Origin of the sequence: Musicola paradisiaca NCPPB 2511, from assembly GCF_000400505.1 — a bacterium.
Taxonomy (GTDB): domain Bacteria; phylum Pseudomonadota; class Gammaproteobacteria; order Enterobacterales; family Enterobacteriaceae; genus Musicola; species Musicola paradisiaca.
Genome location: NZ_CM001857.1, coordinates 2716847 through 2736678, shown reverse-complemented (window position 1 = coordinate 2736678; position 19832 = coordinate 2716847). Strand labels below are relative to the sequence as shown.

16 protein-coding genes and 1 pseudogene are annotated in these 19832 nt (G+C 55.6%); 6 read left to right on the top strand and 11 right to left on the bottom strand.

Annotated elements, in window-relative coordinates:
- The first annotated feature begins 188 nt into the window (after positions 1-188).
- Both DPA2511_RS12060 and DPA2511_RS12055 read left to right on the top strand, forming a co-directional pair.
- The gene (locus DPA2511_RS12060; RefSeq protein ID WP_226376594.1) at positions 189-1709 is read left to right on the top strand and encodes a ThiF family adenylyltransferase; all 1521 of its coding nucleotides are present in this window, start codon (positions 189-191) and stop codon (positions 1707-1709) included.
- Complete coding sequence (locus DPA2511_RS12055) at positions 1706-2197, top strand: Mov34/MPN/PAD-1 family protein (protein WP_015854034.1); 492 nt, start codon at positions 1706-1708, stop codon at positions 2195-2197. Before DPA2511_RS12060 ends, DPA2511_RS12055 begins: the two co-directional genes overlap by 4 nt.
- On the opposite strand, the gene DPA2511_RS12050 is transcribed toward DPA2511_RS12055, so the two are convergent.
- From DPA2511_RS12050 to yeiP, 10 genes are all read right to left on the bottom strand, one after another.
- The gene (locus DPA2511_RS12050) at positions 2194-2742 is read right to left on the bottom strand and encodes a 3'-5' exonuclease (protein ID WP_023638349.1); all 549 of its coding nucleotides are present in this window, start codon (positions 2740-2742) and stop codon (positions 2194-2196) included. The genes DPA2511_RS12055 and DPA2511_RS12050 overlap by 4 nt on opposite strands.
- A gap of 395 nt (positions 2743-3137) precedes the next feature.
- Positions 3138-4282 (bottom strand): IS3 family transposase gene (locus DPA2511_RS12045; RefSeq protein WP_153247100.1). Its coding sequence is split into 2 segments (ribosomal slippage): positions 3138-4045 and positions 4045-4282, totalling 1146 coding nucleotides; the frame shifts between segments, so codons are not numbered across the junction.
- Positions 4283-4893: 611 nt separating this feature from the next.
- Positions 4894-6486, bottom strand: coding sequence for a microcin C ABC transporter ATP-binding protein YejF (yejF, locus tag DPA2511_RS12035; RefSeq protein ID WP_015854030.1), 1593 nt, complete (start codon positions 6484-6486; stop codon positions 4894-4896).
- A 1-nt stretch (position 6487) separates the two neighbouring features.
- Positions 6488-7513 (bottom strand): ABC transporter permease, encoded by a 1026-nt coding sequence (locus tag DPA2511_RS12030; RefSeq protein WP_015854029.1) that lies wholly within the window; start codon positions 7511-7513, stop codon positions 6488-6490.
- Positions 7510-8604, bottom strand: coding sequence for a microcin C ABC transporter permease YejB (locus tag DPA2511_RS12025; protein WP_015854028.1), 1095 nt, complete (start codon positions 8602-8604; stop codon positions 7510-7512). Before DPA2511_RS12025 ends, DPA2511_RS12030 begins: the two co-directional genes overlap by 4 nt.
- 9 nt (positions 8605-8613) lie before the next feature.
- Positions 8614-10377, bottom strand: a complete 1764-nt coding sequence (locus DPA2511_RS12020; protein ID WP_404821627.1) for an extracellular solute-binding protein — start codon at positions 10375-10377, stop codon at positions 8614-8616.
- A gap of 344 nt (positions 10378-10721) precedes the next feature.
- Positions 10722-11297, bottom strand: a complete 576-nt coding sequence (gene mepS / locus DPA2511_RS12015; RefSeq protein ID WP_015854026.1) for a bifunctional murein DD-endopeptidase/murein LD-carboxypeptidase — start codon at positions 11295-11297, stop codon at positions 10722-10724.
- Between the two features lie 404 nt (positions 11298-11701).
- Positions 11702-12406 carry a phosphatase PAP2 family protein gene (locus tag DPA2511_RS12010; RefSeq protein ID WP_015854025.1) on the bottom strand — a complete coding sequence of 235 codons (705 nt, stop codon included), beginning with the start codon at positions 12404-12406 and terminating at the stop codon, positions 11702-11704.
- A gap of 49 nt (positions 12407-12455) precedes the next feature.
- On the bottom strand, positions 12456-13433 hold the full coding sequence (locus DPA2511_RS12005) for a CobW family GTP-binding protein (protein WP_023638348.1): 978 nt from the start codon (positions 13431-13433) through the stop codon (positions 12456-12458).
- Positions 13434-13493: 60 nt separating this feature from the next.
- Positions 13494-14066 carry an elongation factor P-like protein YeiP gene (yeiP, locus tag DPA2511_RS12000; RefSeq protein ID WP_015854023.1) on the bottom strand — a complete coding sequence of 191 codons (573 nt, stop codon included), beginning with the start codon at positions 14064-14066 and terminating at the stop codon, positions 13494-13496.
- A 177-nt stretch (positions 14067-14243) separates the two neighbouring features.
- On the opposite strand from yeiP, the gene DPA2511_RS11995 reads away from it, so the two are divergent.
- Positions 14244-14498, top strand: a complete 255-nt coding sequence (locus tag DPA2511_RS11995; RefSeq protein ID WP_023638347.1) for a YkgJ family cysteine cluster protein — start codon at positions 14244-14246, stop codon at positions 14496-14498.
- An 11-nt stretch (positions 14499-14509) separates the two neighbouring features.
- Here the strand turns inward: DPA2511_RS11995 and DPA2511_RS11990 are convergent, their stop codons facing one another.
- A complete protein-coding gene (locus tag DPA2511_RS11990; protein ID WP_015854021.1) occupies positions 14510-15688 on the bottom strand; it encodes a sugar efflux transporter in 1179 nt (392 codons plus the stop codon).
- 329 nt (positions 15689-16017) lie between these two features.
- Here DPA2511_RS11990 and fruB point away from each other — a divergent pair.
- From fruB to fruA, 3 genes and pseudogenes are all read left to right on the top strand, one after another.
- Positions 16018-17152: pseudogene (fruB, locus tag DPA2511_RS21670) on the top strand (fused PTS fructose transporter subunit IIA/HPr protein).
- Complete coding sequence (gene fruK / locus DPA2511_RS11975) at positions 17149-18087, top strand: 1-phosphofructokinase (RefSeq protein WP_015854019.1); 939 nt, start codon at positions 17149-17151, stop codon at positions 18085-18087. Before fruB ends, fruK begins: the two are co-directional and overlap by 4 nt.
- 16 nt (positions 18088-18103) lie before the next feature.
- The gene (gene fruA / locus DPA2511_RS11970) at positions 18104-19792 is read left to right on the top strand and encodes a PTS fructose transporter subunit IIBC (RefSeq protein WP_015854018.1); all 1689 of its coding nucleotides are present in this window, start codon (positions 18104-18106) and stop codon (positions 19790-19792) included.
- Positions 19793-19832 lie beyond the last annotated feature (40 nt).

The window sequence follows — 19832 nt, the reverse complement described above, 5'->3', positions numbered from 1 at the left end:
ATGCCGCACTGGCTCTGCTTCAGCCTGTTGCTACACGGGCTGACGAAGCTGCGAGTTACATCTTTCCGTTGCCAGTAGACTATACGGGCGCAGAGAGACGTTTACGCATCGGCTTTCCGAGGAATTTCCCCCGCAGCGGGCTAAGGCTTACTGTCGAGCCTTCGCCATGGCTTATATGGCCCCACGCCATGGAAGTCGAGCTTTGCCTTCATGGCTTCCAGGAGCGCCCAGTGATGGGCACTCCCGAATATGTTGTATCGGATAGCCTGGCTCGATTACGCAAGATCGTTAACCTATCCCGAATGGGATCATGCGCAGCTACCCGGGACGCCGAATTTCAGCGTGAAATCACGTCCTACTGGTCTAGGCAGCAGGGACTGTCACTACAGAACCTCATTCTTCTTGATCGCCCCCAAGCCGCCTCGAAGCTGTTTGCTCTAAGCGACCCTCGGCAAGCATTGCCTTCTGGCCAGGAGACAGTCTGGCTCGCAACGGATCTGTCATCACTCAAAAAACACTGCAGGCGCACGATTGGACGTTCTCCAAGGATGCGTGCCCCGGAGACCCCTGGATTTTACGCGAAGCTTCAGAGTTATCCGGACCTACGTCTTCCAGCCCCAGAGTTACTGCTCACATGGCTCATGCCACACCTTACCCCTGGGGACAGCACTCAGCTGTTAGCTTGGTTCAATGAGCGTGGCTCGCTACCCAATCGTTGGATTGCTTTGGAGCTTCCAGGAGATTCCAATGCTCCAATCTACTGCCTGAACATTCGCGCATACGGCCCGCAGTTGGATAGAGGATCGAAGTTTTACCTGCGATCAGCGCGGCGCCGACCTGCAGTTGCGGTCAACTACCCCCCAGTTCTGATCCGAGCAACGACGCTGGATGTGCTGGATCGGACAGAAATCTTGTCTCGTGACCTCAGTGGCGTAGCGCAGAAACTTGAAGGAGCTCACGTCGTTTGCGTTGGCGTAGGCTCATTGGGTAGCACCGTTGCCCTACAGTTGGCGCGCTCGGGGGTTGGCCATCTGACACTCATTGACCCGGACCATTTGGTCTCGGCAAATCTTGGCAGACATGTGCTCGGTGCTGATGACCTCGGCCTCTCCAAGGCCAAAGCGCTTCAGGAGCAAATTCGCAAAGACCTGCCTACTACGGAAGTCACGGCGTTTGCAACCTTCGCCGAAGTGGTGATGTACAAGAATCCCGAAGTTTTTGATAAGGCGGATCTTGTGGTGGTTACTACCGCGGACTGGCAGTCGGAGGTGGCGCTATGGGGGGCCAAGTCGAATGGTGTCTCCTGGGGTTTACTCCAGGCCTGGAGTGAGCCTCATACGCAGGTGGGACATGCGCTCCTAGCGCCATCTGGTGCATTTGATGCTCGAGGCCTGTTCACAGACAACGGTGATTTTAAGCACAAGTTCACTGAGTGGCCGGAAGGTGGAGTCGTCGCTCTTCCCGCCTGCGGGGAGAGCTTCATCCCAGGAGGTTCTCTTGGAATGGTGAACATTGCTTCGATGGTTTCTCAAACTGCATTACGAGTGTTGAGTGGAAACATCGGTAGCCCAAGCTGGATCAGCAGCATCAATAGGCCTAATGATGTGGTGACGCTGGGAGGTAAGTACCTTGGACCTGATCTACCTGCCGGAATTCAGCAGGCTCAGTTGGAGCGCGACTGGCCGGAAACATTGGAGAGAGGTAAATGACGACGATCGCCTGGCAATGGAGTTGGCCCGGGCTGAACACTCCTCTGTTGGTATCGCAGGAGGTCGCGAGTCTCCTAGAAAGCTATAGACAGAAGCGCTTTGAAGTAGAATGTGGGGGCCAGCTATTCGTCGACCCCTCAAGCGCTACCGGACTTGTACTCGCCTTGGCGACGCCCCCTCATAAAGATGATCGAGCAGGCAGGACTTGGCTGGATTTGAATGCTCATCGCTGCCGAAAGGAAATTGAGCAGGCCAATGCTGTAGGTCTCCGCTTGGTGGGGTACTGGCATACGCACCCACAAAGTATTCCTATGATCTCCCCCACTGATATCGGGAGTTTTTCTCGGTTCGCCGCGTACTACACCCAACAACTGCCGCACCCGATGGCAATCATTGTGGGCAATTCCAGTAGCAGTAATGGCATAAAGGCTTGGTCCTTCAGGGATGGGCGGTATGTTGAAGCCGCCTGGGGGCGCAGGTCGGATTAACGGTTACGTGCTTCTGCCAACATAAGAGCGAAAAGCTCCCCCTGAAACCGTGCGTCGTCTAGCGCATTATGGCTGGGTACGCTTATGGGGTTGAACCGAGCAGTCATCTGTGAGGATTTGGTTTCCTTCCAGAGGCATCCGGTAAGCCCCATGTAATACGCCTTCATGTCGATTGCGGTGAACCCAAAGGGGTTCATCCCAGAATACTTATGAAAGTAGTAATTGATGAAGGACCAGTCGAATGGAGCATTAAGCCCCACGAAAATGACTTTCTGCTCTGCAGGACACACCTGAGTCAGCCATTGCTCAAGCTTGAGCATCGCCACCTGCGGAGGAAGTCCTTCGCTCTCAAGCTTGGTAAGGTCAAGCCCAGTGACGGCGACGGCCTCTGGATCGTGCTTTAGGCCGTCTGGCTGGAGTTCGAGATAGATAGACTGAGTGGGTTCTGAGACGACGCAAGCACCGATGGAAAGCAGGCTATAGATGCCTGGCACCGGTCCTGAAGTCTCGACATCGACGGAAACATAAAGCTCATCGCTCATCATTTTTTCCTTAAATCTCGAATAGCATGCTTGGAGTGGAGCATCCTCGTAGAATTTATACTCATTCGATGACCACTTTTGGCCGAAATCAGGTATTGATTCAAATGGTTAATAAGAGAAACAGATCCTTGCGTCTCCGCTTCGCGGACCGCGCTGCTCCAGGTTCACTGTTCGCTCATCTCTGACGGGACTGGCATTCGCCAGCCTTCCACATCCCTGACGCCTACGGCCCGGCTTCCAGCTTCGGGCCTGCGCGCTTCGCTTGCGTGCGGTCTGCACATCGCGGCGGCCGTTGTCATGTCCAGCTGTCTCCCCTGACTCCATCACCTTGCTCGCGACTGGCTGACAGCACCGTGGAGCCTCTGTCGGATGCGGCAGTCTGAATCGCCACGGATAATTTAGACACTTCCGAGCCGTTGATAATACTGGTTTTCATATTCTGCCGGTGACATCTGATCGCTAGAACCATGCCGACGCTTACTGTTATAAAACATTTCGATGTAATCAAAAATATCGCTGCGGGCTTCTTCCCGCGTTCCGTAGATCTTTTTCTTTATCCGTTCGCGTTTCAGCAACTGGAAAAAGCTTTCTGCAACCGCGTTGTCATGACAGTTACCGCGACGGCTCATACTGCCCTCCAGTCCGTGTGATTTAAGGAACGACTGCCACTCATGGCTTGTGTACTGACTACCCTGATCAGAAACCAGCACCTGTTTTTGGGGATTACGTCGCCACACGGCCATCAGCAGCGCATTCAGGACAATATCTTTTGTCATCCGGGGTTGCATTGACCAGCCGATAACTTTGCGCGAGAACAGGTCAACAACTACGGCCAGATACAGCCAGCCTTCGTGGGTTCGGATGTAAGTTATGTCCGTTACCCAACGTTCATCCGGTGCTTCCGGGTTGAACTGCCGCTGGAGTCTGTTGGGTGTCACGATACTGGCTTCACCTTTACGCGCTCGTGGGCTTCGATACCCGACCTGAGCTTTTATCCCGGCACTCTTCATCAGCCGCCAGACCCGGTTAACCCCGCAATGTTGCCCGCTATCTCGCAGATCGAGATGGATCTTGCGATAGCCATAAACACAACCGGACTCCAGCCAGAACTGTTTGATTTGTCCTGTCAGTCTGAGATCCGTCTGATACCGTGGTGAATGCGGCTGCTGAAGCCAGGTGTGAAACCCACTCGGATGAACATTCAGCACCCGACAGAGCAAACGAACAGGCCAATAACAGGAGTTGTCACGGATAAAGGCGTACCTCAGTCGGACAGCTTTGCGAAGTACGCCGCGGCTTTTTTTAATATGTCCCGTTCGTCAGTAACCCGCTTCAGCTCCTTCTGGAGTCGGCGGATCTCGGCCTGAGCATCTGACTGTTCTTTGTTGGTGGAAGAGTCCGGCCCGTACTTCTTTATCCAGGCATAAAGACTGTGGGTAGTGATATCGAGACGTGTTGCAACACTGGAAACAGAATGACCACGATCAACAACCTGTTTGACCGCTTCAATTTTAAACTCTTCAGGATAACGTTTACCGCTCATGGGCACCTCTCTTTAAGCCATTTTAAATGACTCTGAGGTGTCTGTTAAACCTGTGGCGATTCAGGGATTCAAGAAAGGAAACGCCAGCAAGTCCGTGCCACCGAAGCCAAGCTGAAGATGCACTGGAACCATACTGACCATCCCTCGAACGCGCAGCCCGATGCTGCGCGTTCTTCATTCTGGATGAGCTGCGAGGGAATGGGCTAAGATGACTGAACAAGCCTGCCAGCCCTTGGCAATCTGCATCGCCACAACGCGACCCGGCTTGTTTTCCGAAGGCTCTCATGTGGCTCCCAGCCCACAACGCCGCGTCCCCTGCAAGCGGCACGAAACAGAGCTAACCTATTGCCCCGTATATGGTTTCAAGCCTCGTGTGATTTGTACGGAAGGCTTGACACCGGCCATTTTTTGTCGCCGTTTTCCCAATGCGTGTTCGGACATGCCAATACTCATGATGTTCGAAGACCCGCTATCCGCAATTCCTCGTTTTTACCCGGTACGGCGTGATGCCTGATCAGCGGCTACTGCTGTCCTGAATCATCCACCCCGTTCCCGAGGCATTGCGCCGTATTCGGGGCAGGACGCACCGGCATCTGTCCATCGTCCGGTGTTTAGCCGTCGATCTGCGATAGCAACTGACGGGTATAGTCATTGCCGGGATGATTAAAGATGTGCTGGCAATCACCCTGTTCCACGACCTCACCCTGACGCAGCACAATGACCTGATGACACAGCGAACGCACCACCTGTAGATCGTGGCTGATAAACAGATAAGCCAGATGGTGTGTCTGTTGCAGTTGCTTGAGCAGCGACAAAATCTGCGCCTGCACGGTGCGATCCAACGACGAGGTCGGCTCATCCAGAATCAGCAATTCCGGTTGCAGGATCAGCGCTCTGGCGATGGCAATGCGCTGGCGCTGCCCGCCGGAAAACTCCGATGGATAACGATGACGGCTCTCCGGGTCGAGCCCCACTTCCTGCATTGCCTGAATGACGCGGGCCTGCTGCTGTTGCGGCGTCAGCGCGTGATGTACTCGCAACCCCTCGGCAATCAGCTGCTCGACATTCAGACGCGGATTGAGTGAGGAATTCGGATCCTGAAAGACCACCTGGATTCTGCGGCGGAAGGGCAGCATCTGCTGGCGGTTGAAGGTGTGCAGCGGTTGTCCGTCGAACCAGATCTCGCCGCGGCTATTGAGCAGGCGCAAGAGGGCCAGACCCGTAGTGCTTTTGCCTGAACCGGATTCGCCCACCAGCCCCAGGCTTTCGCCGCGCCGCAGGCTGAAACCCAACGTTTTGACCACCGTTTTTTCTGCGACGGTACGCCGTAGTAACCCGCGTTTGATCGGGAAGCCGACCTCTAGCTTGCGAACCTCCAGCAGTGGCGTATCGTCGTTGTTCAACGGTAACGGTAGGCCACGGGGTTCCGCATCCAACAGTTGCCGGGTATAACGATGTTGCGGCGTGGCAAACAGCGCCGTCGTCTGGTTCTGCTCCACGCACTGCCCGGTTTGCATCACGGCGACGTTGTCCGCCAGACGGCGCACGATGTTCAGATTATGGGTAATGAACAGCAAGCTCATGCCCAGTTCTTGTCGTAGTTCTTTAAGCAGGGCCAGAATTTGTGCCTGCACGGTGACATCCAGCGCGGTAGTCGGCTCGTCAGCAATCAACAAATCGGGCTGCGTCAGCAGCGCCATGGCGATCATTACGCGCTGACGTTCGCCGCCGGAAAGCTGGTGAGGAAAATCCTTCAACCGGGTACGCGCCTGCCGAATACCGACACGCTCCAGACAGGTAACAATTTCACTGCGCGCCGCTTCGCGAGACATGCCGCGATGCAGCGACAACACTTCAGCCAGCTGTTTCTCAACATTGTGCAGTGGGTTGAGCGACACCATCGGTTCCTGAAAAATCATGGCGATGCGGTTGCCGCGGATGTGACGTAACCGTGGTTCGTCGGCGTATAGCAACGATTCGCCTTCGAACAGAATATCGCCATGGGGATAGACCACGGGCGGGGAGGGCAACAACCGCAGTACCGACAGCGCGGTGACGCTTTTGCCGGAGCCGGATTCCCCCACCAGCGCCAGCGTTTCACCGGCGTGAACCGCGAGTGACACCCGATCGACCACCTGACGTTCCTGCCCGCCGTTGCGAAATGCGACGCTGAGTTCGCGAATATCGAGTAATGGAGTGCTCATATTAATGCACCTTGCCTGGGTCGAAGGCGTCGCGTACCGCTTCGCCGATGAAAATGAGCAGGGACAGCACGATCGCCAGCACCAGAAAGACCGTAATGCCCAGCCAGGGCGCCTGTAGGTTGTTTTTCCCTTCCAGCAGCAGGCCGCCCAACGACGCGGATCCCAGCGGTAAGCCGAACCCCAGAAAATCAAGCGAAGTCAGGGTAGTGATGGAGGCGCAGAGGATAAACGGCAGATAGGTGAGCGTCGCCACCATCGCATTGGGCAGCATGCAGCGGAACATGATGGCCCGGTCGCTGACGCCCATCGCCTGCGCCGCCCGGATATAGTCGAAATTGCGGGTGCGTAAAAATTCGGCGCGCACGACGCTGACCAGTTGCATCCAACCGAACAATACCGTGATCCCCAGCAACCACCAGAAATTGGGCTGGATCACGCTGGAGAGCAGGATAATCAGAAACAGCGTCGGCATGCCGGACCAGACTTCGATGAAACGTTGGCCCCACAGATCCAGACGGCCGCCATAATAGCCTTGCGTCGCGCCGGCCACGATGCCGAACAGGCTGGACGCCAAGGTCAGGGCCAGACCGAACAACATGGAAATTCGAAATCCGTACAACACCTGCGCCAGTACGTCGCGCCCCTGGCTATCGGTACCCAGCAGATTTTGGCGCGACGGCGGCGAAGGGAAGGTCAGGTCGGCGGCGTAGTTAATGGTGCGGTAGTGGTAGCGCACCAGCGGCCATAGCGCCCAACCGTGTTGTTCAATGCGGGAGGCCAGATACGGATCGCGGTAGTCCGCCGGCGTAGAGAGCTCGCCGCCAAAGGTGGTTTCGCTGTAATTCATCAATACCGGGACGTAGAACTGCTGGTCATAGCGTACCAACAGCGGCTTGTCGTTCGCGATAAACTCGGAAAACAAGGTGGTGATGAAGACCGCCAGAAAAATCCAGAGCGACCAGTAGCCGCGCTGGTTGGCGCGAAAACGCGCCCAGCGAGCCTGATTGATGGGGCTTAAACGACTCATTGGCGATCCTCGAAGTCGATACGCGGGTCTACCAGCGTGTAGGTCATATCGCTGATGATGTTCAGCAGCAGACCGATGAGGGTAAAGATATACAGTGTGCCGAACATCACCGGGTAGTCGCGTTGCAGGGTGGCGTCGTAACCCAGTAACCCGAGGCCGTTAAGCGAAAACATCACTTCGATCAGTACCGAACCGGTAAAAAACATGCTGATGAAGGTGGCGGGGAAACCGGCGATGACCAGCAGCATGGCGTTGCGAAATACGTGCCGATACAGGATGCGTTGTTCATCCAGCCCTTTAGCGCGGGCGGTGACGACGTATTGTTTACGGATCTCGTCCATAAACGCATTTTTGGTCAGCAAAGTCAGTGTGGCGAAACCGCCGATCACCGTTGCCAGCACCGGTAGCGTGATATGCCATAAGTAGTCGGTGATTTTGCCGTACCAGGGGAGATTGTCGAACTGGGGAGAAACCAGGCCGCGCAGTGGAAACCAATCCAGATAGCTGCCCCCGGCGAACATCACGATCAACAATATGGCTATCAGGAATGAGGGAATGGCGTTACCCAGTGCAATTACCACGCTGCTCCAGATATCGAACGGCGTACCGTTGCGGACGGCTTTGCGGATGCCCAGCGGGATGGAGATCAGATAAATAATCAACGTACTCCACAGACCGAGCGTGATCGATACCGGCATGCTGCTTTTGATCAGCGACACGACTGACGCGCCGCGGAACAGACTGTCGCCGAAATCGAAACGGATATAGTTCCACACGAGCGTGAAGTAACGTTCGTGGAGCGGTTTGTCGAAACCGTAGCGTTTAGTGATCTCGGCGATAACTTCCGGGTCGAGGCCGCGGGCGCCGCGGTAGGTGTTTTCCACCGAAGGAATGCCGCCGCCCGGCATTTTCACCATGCCGCCACCTGCGCCACCGGTACCAAAACCGCTGCCCTGGCCCATTTCGATAGCGGCAATCGCCTGATCCACCGGCCCGCCCGGCGCGATTTGCACAATGAAGAAATTGATGGTGATGATGGCCCACAGTGTAGGGATCACCAGCAACAGTCGGCGTAACAGATAAGTACCCACATTGACTCCTTATCGGCGCGTCGCCGGTAGTGTGGCGGCCTTATCGGCGTCGTACCACCAGCTATCGAATCCCAGCGTGTAAGCCGGGCGCTGTGCCGGCATAGCAAATTTATTCCAGTAGGCAAAGCGATCGTGATTGGTGAACCACAGCGGGATCATGAATTGATTCCAGGTCAATACCCGATCCAGCGCCCGCCCTAACGGCAGCAGGGCTGTTTTATCGCCCTGATGGCGAACAATGTCGTCAATCAAACGGTCGATGGCCGGATCCTGAACACCCGGCGCATTATAGCTGGAGTTGATATAGGCCGAGCTCCAGAGAATCGCCAAATCGGAGCTGGGATAGGGCGTCGCCGAAAACAGCCTGGGCGTCATGTCGTAATCGCGTTTGCGTATTCGGCTGGTAAATTGCGGTGTATCCACGCTACGGATGTCCATCTGAATGCCGAGGCGTTGCAGGCTGTGTTGAAACGGCAGTGCATACAGCGAATTGGAGGCGGTGGACAACATGAGCTCAAAGCGGAACGGCGCGCCGGTTTGCTTGTTGACCAGCTTGTCGCCGCGCAGTTCCCATCCTGCCTGCTGCAACAACTGTAGCGCCTGGCGTAGGTTATTACGGTCATAGCCGCTGCCGTCAGACTGCGGCGGTTGCCAGGCCGGGCCGAACACCTCCGGTGGCAGCTTGTCCTTTAGCGGCGCCAACCATTTCAGTTCCCCGGCATCCGGCACACCTTGCGCGGCATACTCGGTATTCTGGAAGAAGCTGCTGGCGCGCTGATAGCTGTTGAAGAACAGCGCCTTGTTCATCCAGTTGAAATCGAACATGAGCGACAACGCCTGACGTACCCGGCGATCGCTGAATTGCGGGCGTTGAATGTTGAACACCAGCCAGCGTGTATCCTGCGCCGCTTGGTTAGTGAGATCTTTTTTTACGATGTAACCGCGAGTGAAGTTGCCCCCTTCATACTGGGTTGCCCAGTGTTTAGGGGATCCTTCCAGACGAAAATCGAACGCGCCTGCTTTGAATGCTTCCATGGCGACGCTGTCGTCCAGATAGTAGTCATAGCGAATATGGTCGAAATTATACCGGCCCTTGTTGACCGGCAGGTTGGCGGCCCAATAGTCGGGAACCCGGCTGTAGATAACATACTGCCCGGTTTTGTAATCGCTGATGCGGTAAGGGCCGCTTGCCGGCGGTGGTGCGGAAAGCGGATCGCTCAGTTTGTGATCTTTCCAAAACTGCGCCGGCATGATGGGGAGCGTCAGCAGCCCCAGCATTTTTTCCTTATCGGGTTCGGCAAAGCTGAACCGTACTGTAAGGGGGCCGCTGGCTTTGGCTTCAGTGCCTTTGTAATACACACGGAACTGCGGTACGCCCTGCGTCATGAACATATTGAAGGTGAACACGACATCAGCCGCAGTGACGGGGTTGCCGTCGTGAAAACGCGCCTGCGGATTTATGGCGATTTCAATCCAGCTGAAGTCGCTGGCATAGCTGGCGTTCAGTGCAATCAGCGGATAGTAACTGCCGGCTTCATCCTCCGAGCTGACATATAGCGAATCATAGAGATTTTCTGTTCTGACCGCCGCCAACCCTCGCTGTGCATAGCGGTTGAAGTTGTCGAAGGTGCCCGGTGCGCTAAGGGTGATGCTTCCTCCTTTGGGCGCATTGGGGTTGACGTAATCGTAATGGGTGAATTGGCTATTGTATTTGGGCGTCCCCAGCGTGGTAAAAGCAAATGCTTGCAGTGTGGTAGGGGTTGCGTGCGCCATCCAGGAACCGGCGGTAAGCAGAAGAGCGGTAACAATAGGTTTTAGCATCGAAATGACAAACTCCTGATGTCGGATATTGACCGATAGCGCCGATAAGTCCGCCGTCTTTATACAAGCCAGCTATCCTGCCGAAGGGAATGGCATGGCCTGAAGTCTCTGATATTACAGACAATCAGCGTTGATGCGCGGAGTCTGTTTTATCATGAAAATGAGCATGGGCCTACAGATAATCCGCGTACCGCGTGGATCTGCCCGGTCAATACCGAACATAAAAAACGCCGCTGTCTGACGAGCGGCGTTTTATTCATTTTCGTTTGGTATGAACAACAAAGGATGCAGAGGAATCAGCTGTGGGGCGTTGCCGGTTTCAGGACGCGACGTGCCTCAAGGTAACGGTTTTTCCAGTAGCCTTCATCCATGCTGGAGATAGTGACGCCAATGCTGGTGGAGGCATGAACAAATTGCTGATTGCCGAGGTAGATACCCATATGACGACCGGTTGAACCGGCATGGAACACTACGAGATCACCGGCGCGCAGCTTACCGCGTTGGATTTTTTCGCCGATATCCTGCTGTTCATAGCTTGAGCGGGGTAAATCCATACCGAATTGTTCGCGGAAGGTACGTTGAACGAAGCCTGAGCAATCAATACCTTTTCTGCTATCGCCGCCAAGCCGGTAACGAACACCTTTCCAGCTGGAATATTGCTCGAGCAATTTGGACTTCACTTCAACATTGCGAACCATCGCTTCGAATTCATCCTGAGAGGCTTGTAGTGAAGGGTCACCACCAGTAACCACATGCCTATCAGTTTGATTGTTGAGTGCTGTATTAGTTGTACATGCGGATAACATAACTGCTACCGCGACGGCAGGCACTGCCCGCCAGATATATCTCAGAATCGGTTGAGATTTGACCATTATTCTTATATTCCCTTGCTGTCCTTAACGATCGGGATGATCGCTATGTGTTATTACCAAACGAAAAACGAAGGTCAGACTAAAGCACTACTATTTATAGGACAATTATTCGTCGACTAAACTGTGCAACGCCGCACAATATTTTCTGCTACTGGTCGGATGACCCCTATAAATAGCGGACTTGGGTGAGCCTACAGTAATGAAAAACAGATTGCGAGTTTTTTTGCCTTTTTTATTTATATGATTTCGTGATGAAATATTTCATCAGAACGACATAAAAAACTGTATGGAACCTTCTGGACAGTAATTTAGCGCGAAAAAACACCAATAATGCGTTCAGGGAAAGTCATCCGCCGACGACACAGGAAGGATAGTCTGTCGGCGGCGTGAGTCTCGTCGGTAGTTTAGCGGGGCGCGCTTTGACCGGGCAGGCGGCGCTCGAACAGGGCGAGAAGCCGGTCGCTGGCTGGCGTCAGCAACCACCCGCTGAGCCCCACCAGTACCACGGACAGCGAACCCACGGCGATATCCGTAAACCAGTGGGCGCCAATCATGACCCGTGGCGTTGCGAAGATCAGGGTAATCGCCAGGCCGCCGATGAATGCGGACAGACCAAAGTAACGCCACATAAACGCGGCAAAAACCATCAACATCATGCCGTGATCACCGGGAAAACTGTCGCTGGATGCATCTTTGGTCGGAACGCCGGTCAAATCGCTGACGCGGTTGATATCGGTGAAATAGAGGGTGGGGCTGCCGTGTTGTACCGGAATCAGATGACCCAATTGATTAAGCACCACCGCAGTCAACAGCATGATGACGCCGATCAGCAGCATACGTCGGCGCCCGGCATGATCCGCCGGCAGATAATAATGCAGGTAGAGCAACCCCATCGCCAGTAGCGCACAAGCGTCAAATACTCGATTGTTCGTAATAGCCACCAGTTGCAGAAAGGCGGCGGACGAGGCCAGGTGCTGGTTGAAATAGAAGAAGAGGCGCTTGTCTATCTCAAACCAGAAGCCTCCCTGCCCGGAGAGATACCAGGAGAAAAACAGCGCAAAACCCAGAATGTTGCAGCATAAAATAAACAGTACATTGCCTTTTGACATATATTAAAAAACTCTTGTCAATGATATCCAGACGGATAGCGTACACGGCTTATTTTAAACGAGACTGTAACAATTGTGTCTGAAGCGTGTTCCATTCCGCTTCTGACTCGTTGATCAATTCAATGCGGCTGTCGAGTGGGGGCAGCGACTTGGTTTCAATTCGCAGATCGAATCCCTGCCGGTTGACGACCAGCGTACCTTCGGGAATACGCATTACTCCTTTAACGCGACTGACGGGGGACAGACGCACCCAGTCCAGCAGTCGCGCGGTATCGAAGACGGTTTCGCCGCTGAAAACCCAGCCGCAGGCGAAATAGCCTTGGCCCTGATTCAACGCTCGTCGCCAGTTTTCCTGACCTGTCAGTTTGAGTGCGGCCAACCCTTGTCGCGGTAACGAACTATGGTGGTGCGCGCCGTCGGGCAACTCGTTGTGGTTGTTGCGCGCCGCATCCAGTAGAGCGATATCGATAACGCCTTGCCGGGCGGTGATCAGCCGACGCTGCTGCCCCTGCTGTGCATACCAGGCGGTTAGCGCATCTCGATCCGCCGTCTGCCAGGTGTCTTCTTTATTGGCGATAATGATATCCGCCGCTGCGAGCTGATCGCGGAAATTTTCGTTCTCGGTGTAACGGCTTTCGCCAAGCTGGCGAGGATCAAGCAGACATAGCGTGGCCTGCAGCGTCAGCCAGGGCTGATAGACCTCGGAAGTCAGCAATGAAAGGATCTGCTTCGGGTGGCCGAGCCCGGTGGGCTCAATCAGCAGGCGGTGCGGTTTTTTCTGCTGTAACAGCATGTTCAGACCAACCTGCATCGGCAGGCCGTTGACGCAGCACATGCAGCCGCCGGGGATCTCTTTCAGCACTGCACCGCTGTCGGCCAACAGAGCGCCGTCAATGCCGATCTCGCCGAATTCATTCACCAATACTGCCCAAACTTCGTCCTGCGGTTTCTGCGCTAAAAGATGGAGGATGGTGGTGGTTTTACCGCTACCGAGAAAACCGGTGATTACGTTTACGTTAGTCAACAGTCTGTCTCCCGATGTTAATGGCAAAACCGCCCGGATAACGGGCGGCGAGGATATGGCGACTCAGTCGGCGCGGCTCATGTAACGGCGCTCAGCGATGTGGACGCGGATTTTCTCACCGGCGCTGAGGTATTCCGGCACCTGGATGGTCAGCCCAGAGCTCAGTGTCGCCGGCTTGGTACGGGCGGAGGCGGATGAGCCTTTGATGCCGGGCGCGGTGTCGACGATTTCCAGATCCACGGTCGGCGGCAGTTCCAGCGCCAGCACCTGGCCTTCCATCGTCAGCACCTGCATGCCGGGCATGCCGCCTTCCGGCATAAACAGCAGTTCGTCTTCGATCTGCTCTTTTTTGAAGGTGTACGGCGTGTAGTCTTCGTCATCCATAAAGATGTACTCATCACCGTCCACATAGGAGAAGTTTACCGAGCGGCGCGTCAGGGTGATGGTGTCCAGAATGTCGTCCCCCTTGAAACGCTCTTCGACTTTCAGACCGGTGCGGACATCGGAAAAGCGCATTTTGTACAGCGTACTGGCGCCGCGCGCGCTGGGGCTTTGAATATCAATATCTTTCACCAGCAGCAGTTTGCCATTGTAGCTAACGGCCATGCCGCGTTTTATTTCATTCGCTCTTGCCATGAAAAAAATACCTTAAATATAGGGAGAGAAAGTCAAGTGGCGACACGTTACTCGCGCCGCCGGGTTCAGGCAAGGGAGATTTGTAAAACCGCGCTTCAACGCCAAACACGGAAAGAGTAGCCGCCCGACAAGCGGCCTGATAGGCTTGCCTGCCCTGCGTTTCCCGGAGAGTTAATGATGGAATGCCGCCCTGATTGCGGTGCCTGCTGCATCGCCCTGTCGATTTCCAGCCCAATACCCGGCATGCCGCAAGGAAAACCCGCCAATACGCCCTGCATCCATCTGGATGAGCGGATGCGTTGCCGTATCTTCACATCGCCGTTGCGACCGGCGGTATGCAGAGGATTGCAGCCTGAACAAGAGATGTGCTGCGATTCAAAAGACGCTGCGATGATTTATCTGCTTACGCTGGAAGAAAACACCACGCCGTAACCGTGCCGGGATCAGACGTCGCGAATGCGCCACATGCAGTATGCCGCGCCCGCCAGAATCAACACCGCGATGGCAAAACCGGCATGATAACTCCAGATTTCAGCCACGGAACCGGCCAGCGAACCGGAGATAATCCAGCCTACGCGCGTCGTGTTGGTAAACAGCGTGGTGGCGGCACCGGCCTGGCCCGGCATCAAATCCTGAAAGTAGAGCATGCCCATGCCCGCCAGTATGCCGATGAAGACAGCGTTCAGCAGTTGCAGCGCCAGCAGCGTCCATGATGTGTTCAGCAGCGTCAGCCCGATGTAAAACATCAACCCTGCGGCGACGGCCAGCCGCATCAAACGGCGCTTACCAAGCCGTTTTGTCAGCCACCCCGCCAGCAACATGACCGGTATCTCCAGCCCGGCGGCGGTGCCCATCATCACGCCCGCCAGTTTTTCCGGTAATTGCAGTTCATGCACCAGATACAGCGGCATATTGATGAGGTAAATGCCGTTGCAAGTCCACATCAGGGTACAGGCGATAAACAGCAACAGCGTATCCCGGCGGTGACGACGAGGTGACTCCAGCACTGCCGCCGCTTTCATCTGCGATTTCGACATAGACGGCAGCAACAGCCAGACCAGTACCCCGCACAGCACAAATACCGAGGCGGCGGTAAGGTACATCGCCGTAAAGCCGAAACCCAGCGCCAGCGCAAAGGCGGCTGGCGGGCCGATGACCCAGGCCAGCGAAATTTGGGCACGCATGATAGACGTGAACATAGCGGCTTCGCGACCGGTGCGGTCGACATGCTCCCGCGCCAGTGCGAACAGTTGCGGATTAGCGGTGGAACCGAAGCTGGACAGCAGTACGCCGATAAACAACAAGACGAAATAGTTGCGGTTCCAGGCATACAGCAGACAGGCCAGCGCGCCCAATAGGCAACATTGCAGGATCAATATTTTGCGATCGCCTTTACGATCGGAATATGCCGCCAGAATTTGGCTGACCACAATGCCGATGACGGCGCTGCCGGTATAAAACAGCCCGACCATAAACGGGCGAGCCTGTACTTCCGTCGACAAAAACAAGCTGAGCGTAGGGAGCTGAAGCGCACCGGCGGTTCCGGTGAGAAAAGCAATAACCAGAAAGGCTGACGCGGTCAGATCTGGCAGACGACGAGTTGTGCTGGCTGAAATGGGCATGCGGTCGATGGGGGTCTGTCAGTGCGAAAATGAAAGCGTGCTATGTTACGCCCACGGGGCGAAAACGAAAAATGGTTTCAATTTTTTCCTTTTCAGCAGGCATTCAGCAATTGTTATCAAATCTTTAAATCTGCGGCGTCAAGTTTCTAAAAATGTGCGTAACCTCTAAGATTCGCGCTATCACTTGTGGAGAATGCTTGCATAGCAATAGTGAAAACCGCAGAATTTTTGAAACGTTTCAGCGGTAACTTTTGAGACGTCCACAAAAAATCGGCAATTTTTTTCTCATGAAAGCTGAAACGATTCAAGTTCAGCGAGCGAGGAGAACCATGTTTCAGTTGTCACAACATGACATTCATTTGGGCGCGAGCGCTGACAGTAAACAAGAAGCAATTCAACAGGTTGCTGCTGCGCTCACTCAGGCTGGCTGCGTCAGCGAAGGCTATGTGGCCGGAATGCTTCAACGCGAGCAGCAGACTTCAACCTATCTGGGCAACGGGATTGCTATCCCGCACGGCACCACGGATACCCGCGATCTGGTACAAAAAAACCGGCGTTCAGGTATTCCAATTTCCGCAGGGTATCGCCTGGGGAGATGACCAGACCGCTTATGTCGTGCTGGGTATCGCTGCTCGTTCCGACGAGCATCTGGCGCTGCTGCGCCAACTGACGCACGTATTGAGCGACGACAGCGTGGCTGCGCGTTTGGCCACGACCACATCGGCTGAAGAGTTGCGCAGCCTGCTGATGGGAGAGAAAACCGCCGGCGAATTCCGTTTCGACACGTCGTTGATTTCGTTGAATGTAGCCACTGACAATCTGGTGACGTTGCAGGCGCTGAACGCCGGTCGTCTTCAGCAGATCGGCGCGGTTGACGCCAGTTTCGTCAGCGCGGCCGTTGCGGCTAAACCACTGCACCTGGGGCAGGGCGTTTGGTTGAGTGACAGTATCGAAGGCAACAAAGTTAGCGCGCTGGCGGTAAGCCGCCCGGCTGAGCCTTTCGCGGCAGACGGCGAAAAAGTGGCGCTGCTGTTGACGGTTTCCGCCGCAGATGAACAAGTGTTGGCGTCGCTGGATTACCTCAGCAATCTGCTGATCGCCGGTAAAGCCGCGCGCTTGCTGGACGCAGACGAAACCACGCTGATGGCGTTGCTGACCAGCGATACGGTTGAAGATAGCAGCGCACTGGCCGCGGAATTCGTTATCCGTAACGAACATGGTCTGCACGCCCGTCCCGGTGCGACGCTGGTCAACGTCATCAAACAATTCTCCAGCGAGATCACCGTGGCCAATCTCGACGGTACCGGTAAGCCGGCCAACGGTCGCAGCCTGATGAAGGTGGTGGCTCTGGGTGTGAAATGCGGGCACCGCCTGCGCTTCACTGCCAACGGCGATGATGCTGAAGCTGCGCTGAAAGCGATCGGTGAAGCGATCCAATCCGGTCTTGGCGAGGGGGCAGCATGAGTCGTCGCGTTGCCACCATTACCCTGAATCCCGCTTATGATCTGGTGGGGTACTGCCCGCAAATTGAACGCGGTGAAGTGAATCTGGTGCAAACCACCGGTCTGCACGCGGCGGGCAAAGGCATTAATGTGGCCAAGGTACTCAAGGATCTCGGGATTGATGTCACGGTGGGTGGATTCCTGGGTAAAGACAATCAGGATGGGTTTCAGCAACTGTTCAGTGAACTGGGCATTGCCAACCGCTTCCAGGTAGTCGCCGGACGTACTCGCATCAACGTCAAGCTGACCGAGCAGGACGGTGATGTCACCGATCTGAATTTCTCCGGTTTTGAAGTTACCCAGCAGGATTGGCAGCGTTTCGTGAATGATTCGCTGAGCTGGTTGGGGCAGTTCGATATGGTTGCTGTCAGCGGCAGTCTGCCGAGCGGCGTGAATCCGGACGATTTCACCGACTGGATGTCCCGCCTGCGCAGTCAGTGTCCGTGCATTATTTTTGACAGCAGCCGCGAAGCGCTGGTCGCTGGCCTGAAAGCCTCACCCTGGTTGGTGAAACCGAACCGCCGGGAGCTGGAAATCTGGGCGGGTCGCAAGTTGACCACGTTGGCAGAAGTCGTGGACGCGGCGCACGCGCTGCGTGAACAAGGCATTGCTCACGTCGTGATTTCGCTGGGAGCGGAAGGCGCGTTGTGGGTGAATGCATCGGGCGCCTGGCTGGCGAAACCGCCGGCGTGTGAAGTGATCAGTACAGTCGGTGCGGGTGACTCCATGGTGGGGGGATTGATCTATGGCTTGTTGATGCGTGAGTCCAGTGAACATACGTTACGTCTGGCAACGGCAGTGGCAGCACTGGCGGTTAGTCAGAGCAATGTGGGTATTACCGATCGACCGCAGCTGGCTGCGATGATGGCGCGTGTTGATCTGAAACCGTTTAATTGACAGCAGGAGATAAACAATGAAAACGCTGCTGATACTCGATAAGTCACTGGGACTGGCGAAAAGCCGTCTGGTGAAGAACTTGCTCGGTGCTGCTGCGGCTAACGCAGGGCTTACCCTCACCGAACAACTTGCTGAGGCAGAATTGGCCATCGTGCTGGGTGCTCCGGCACAGGCCGACAGTGGTCTTAATGGCAAGAACGTCTATGCCGGGGATGTGGAGCTGGCACTGAGCCAGCCCGCCGCATTCCTGGAAAAAGCCAAAGCTGAAGCTCAGCCTTACACGGCACCGGCCGTTGCGGCGGCGTCAGCACCGTCGTCAGCTAAACGTATTGTGGCGGTAACGGCTTGTCCGACCGGCGTAGCCCACACCTTCATGGCGGCTGAAGCGATTGAAAGCGAAGCCAAAAAACGAGGCTGGTGGGTGAAAGTGGAAACGCGCGGCTCCGTGGGCGCCGGCAATCCCATCAGTGACGAAGAAGTGGCTCAGGCCGATCTGGTCATTGTTGCGGCGGACATTGAGGTTGACCTGAGTAAGTTCGCCGGCAAGAAAATGTACCGCACCTCTACCGGCCTGGCACTGAAGAAAACCGCACAGGAATTTGATAAGGCAGTGGCCGAAGCGAAGCCGTACCAGCCTGCTACGCAAGGCAACACCGCCACAGGCGGCGAGTCTGCGCAAAAAGGCGGTACCGGCCCCTATCGTCACCTGCTGACCGGCGTATCCTACATGCTGCCGATGGTGGTGGCGGGGGGGCTGTGCATCGCGTTGTCATTCGTGTTCGGGATCACCGCGTTCAAGGAAGAAGGCACGTTGGCGGCGGCGCTGATGAAGATCGGCGGTGGTTCCGCGTTTGCGCTGATGGTGCCGGTTTTGGCGGGTTACATCGCGTTTTCGATCGCTGACCGTCCGGGCCTGACGCCGGGTATGGTCGGTGGGATGCTGGCGGTCAGCACGGGCGCCGGCTTCCTCGGTGGGATCATCGCCGGTTTCCTGGCGGGATATCTGGCGCGCGCCATCAGTAACCATGTATCGTTGCCGCAGAGTATGTCGGCGCTGAAACCGATCCTGATTATTCCGTTATTCGCCACGCTGATTACCGGCCTTATCATGATCTACGTGGTGGGTACGCCGGTGGCGAAAATTCTGACCGGTTTGACCAGTTGGTTGCAGTCCATGGGTACCGCCAACGCGGTAATTCTTGGGGCGATTCTGGGCGGTATGATGTGTACCGACATGGGCGGCCCGGTGAACAAGGTAGCCTATGTGTTCGGTACTACGCTGCTGAGTAGCCAGATATATGCGCCGATGGCTGCCGTTATGGCTGCGGGGATGGTGCCGCCGCTGGCGATGGGCCTGGCGACCTTTATTGCAGGGAAAAAATTCAGCGCCAACGAGCGTGAAGGTGGTAAAGCGGCAGTGGTGCTGGGGTTGTGCTTCATTTCTGAAGGCGCGATCCCTTATGCCGCCCGCGACCCGATGCGTGTCCTGCCGTGCTGTATTCTGGGCGGTGCGCTGACCGGTGCTACTTCCATGGCGATTGGTGCCAAACTGATGGCGCCGCACGGTGGGTTGTTCGTGTTGTTGATCCCTGGTGCGATTACACCGGTTGTGGGGTATCTGCTGTCGATCATCGCCGGTACGGTGGTGGCTGGCGTGCTGTACGCGGTGCTGAAACGCCCGGACGAGCAGTTAGTCAAAGCTTGATTTAGTCAAAGTCTGACCTGACCCGGTGCGCAACCCGCAT

Coding starts and splice junctions, on each gene's coding strand:
- DPA2511_RS12055 (WP_015854034.1), top strand. CDS start 1,706: ATGACGACGATCGCCTGGCAATGGAGTTGGCCCGGGCTGAACACTCCT.
- DPA2511_RS11990 (WP_015854021.1), bottom strand. CDS start 15,688: ATGCCCATTTCAGCCAGCACAACTCGTCGTCTGCCAGATCTGACCGCG.
- DPA2511_RS12050 (WP_023638349.1), bottom strand. CDS start 2,742: ATGATGAGCGATGAGCTTTATGTTTCCGTCGATGTCGAGACTTCAGGA.
- yejF (WP_015854030.1), bottom strand. CDS start 6,486: ATGAGCACTCCATTACTCGATATTCGCGAACTCAGCGTCGCATTTCGC.
- DPA2511_RS11995 (WP_023638347.1), top strand. CDS start 14,244: ATGGAATGCCGCCCTGATTGCGGTGCCTGCTGCATCGCCCTGTCGATT.
- fruK (WP_015854019.1), top strand. CDS start 17,149: ATGAGTCGTCGCGTTGCCACCATTACCCTGAATCCCGCTTATGATCTG.
- mepS (WP_015854026.1), bottom strand. CDS start 11,297: ATGGTCAAATCTCAACCGATTCTGAGATATATCTGGCGGGCAGTGCCT.
- DPA2511_RS12010 (WP_015854025.1), bottom strand. CDS start 12,406: ATGTCAAAAGGCAATGTACTGTTTATTTTATGCTGCAACATTCTGGGT.
- DPA2511_RS12060 (WP_226376594.1), top strand. CDS start 189: ATGGAAGTCGAGCTTTGCCTTCATGGCTTCCAGGAGCGCCCAGTGATG.
- fruA (WP_015854018.1), top strand. CDS start 18,104: ATGAAAACGCTGCTGATACTCGATAAGTCACTGGGACTGGCGAAAAGC.
- DPA2511_RS12030 (WP_015854029.1), bottom strand. CDS start 7,513: ATGAGTCGTTTAAGCCCCATCAATCAGGCTCGCTGGGCGCGTTTTCGC.
- yeiP (WP_015854023.1), bottom strand. CDS start 14,066: ATGGCAAGAGCGAATGAAATAAAACGCGGCATGGCCGTTAGCTACAAT.
- DPA2511_RS12020 (WP_404821627.1), bottom strand. CDS start 10,377: ATGGCGCACGCAACCCCTACCACACTGCAAGCATTTGCTTTTACCACG.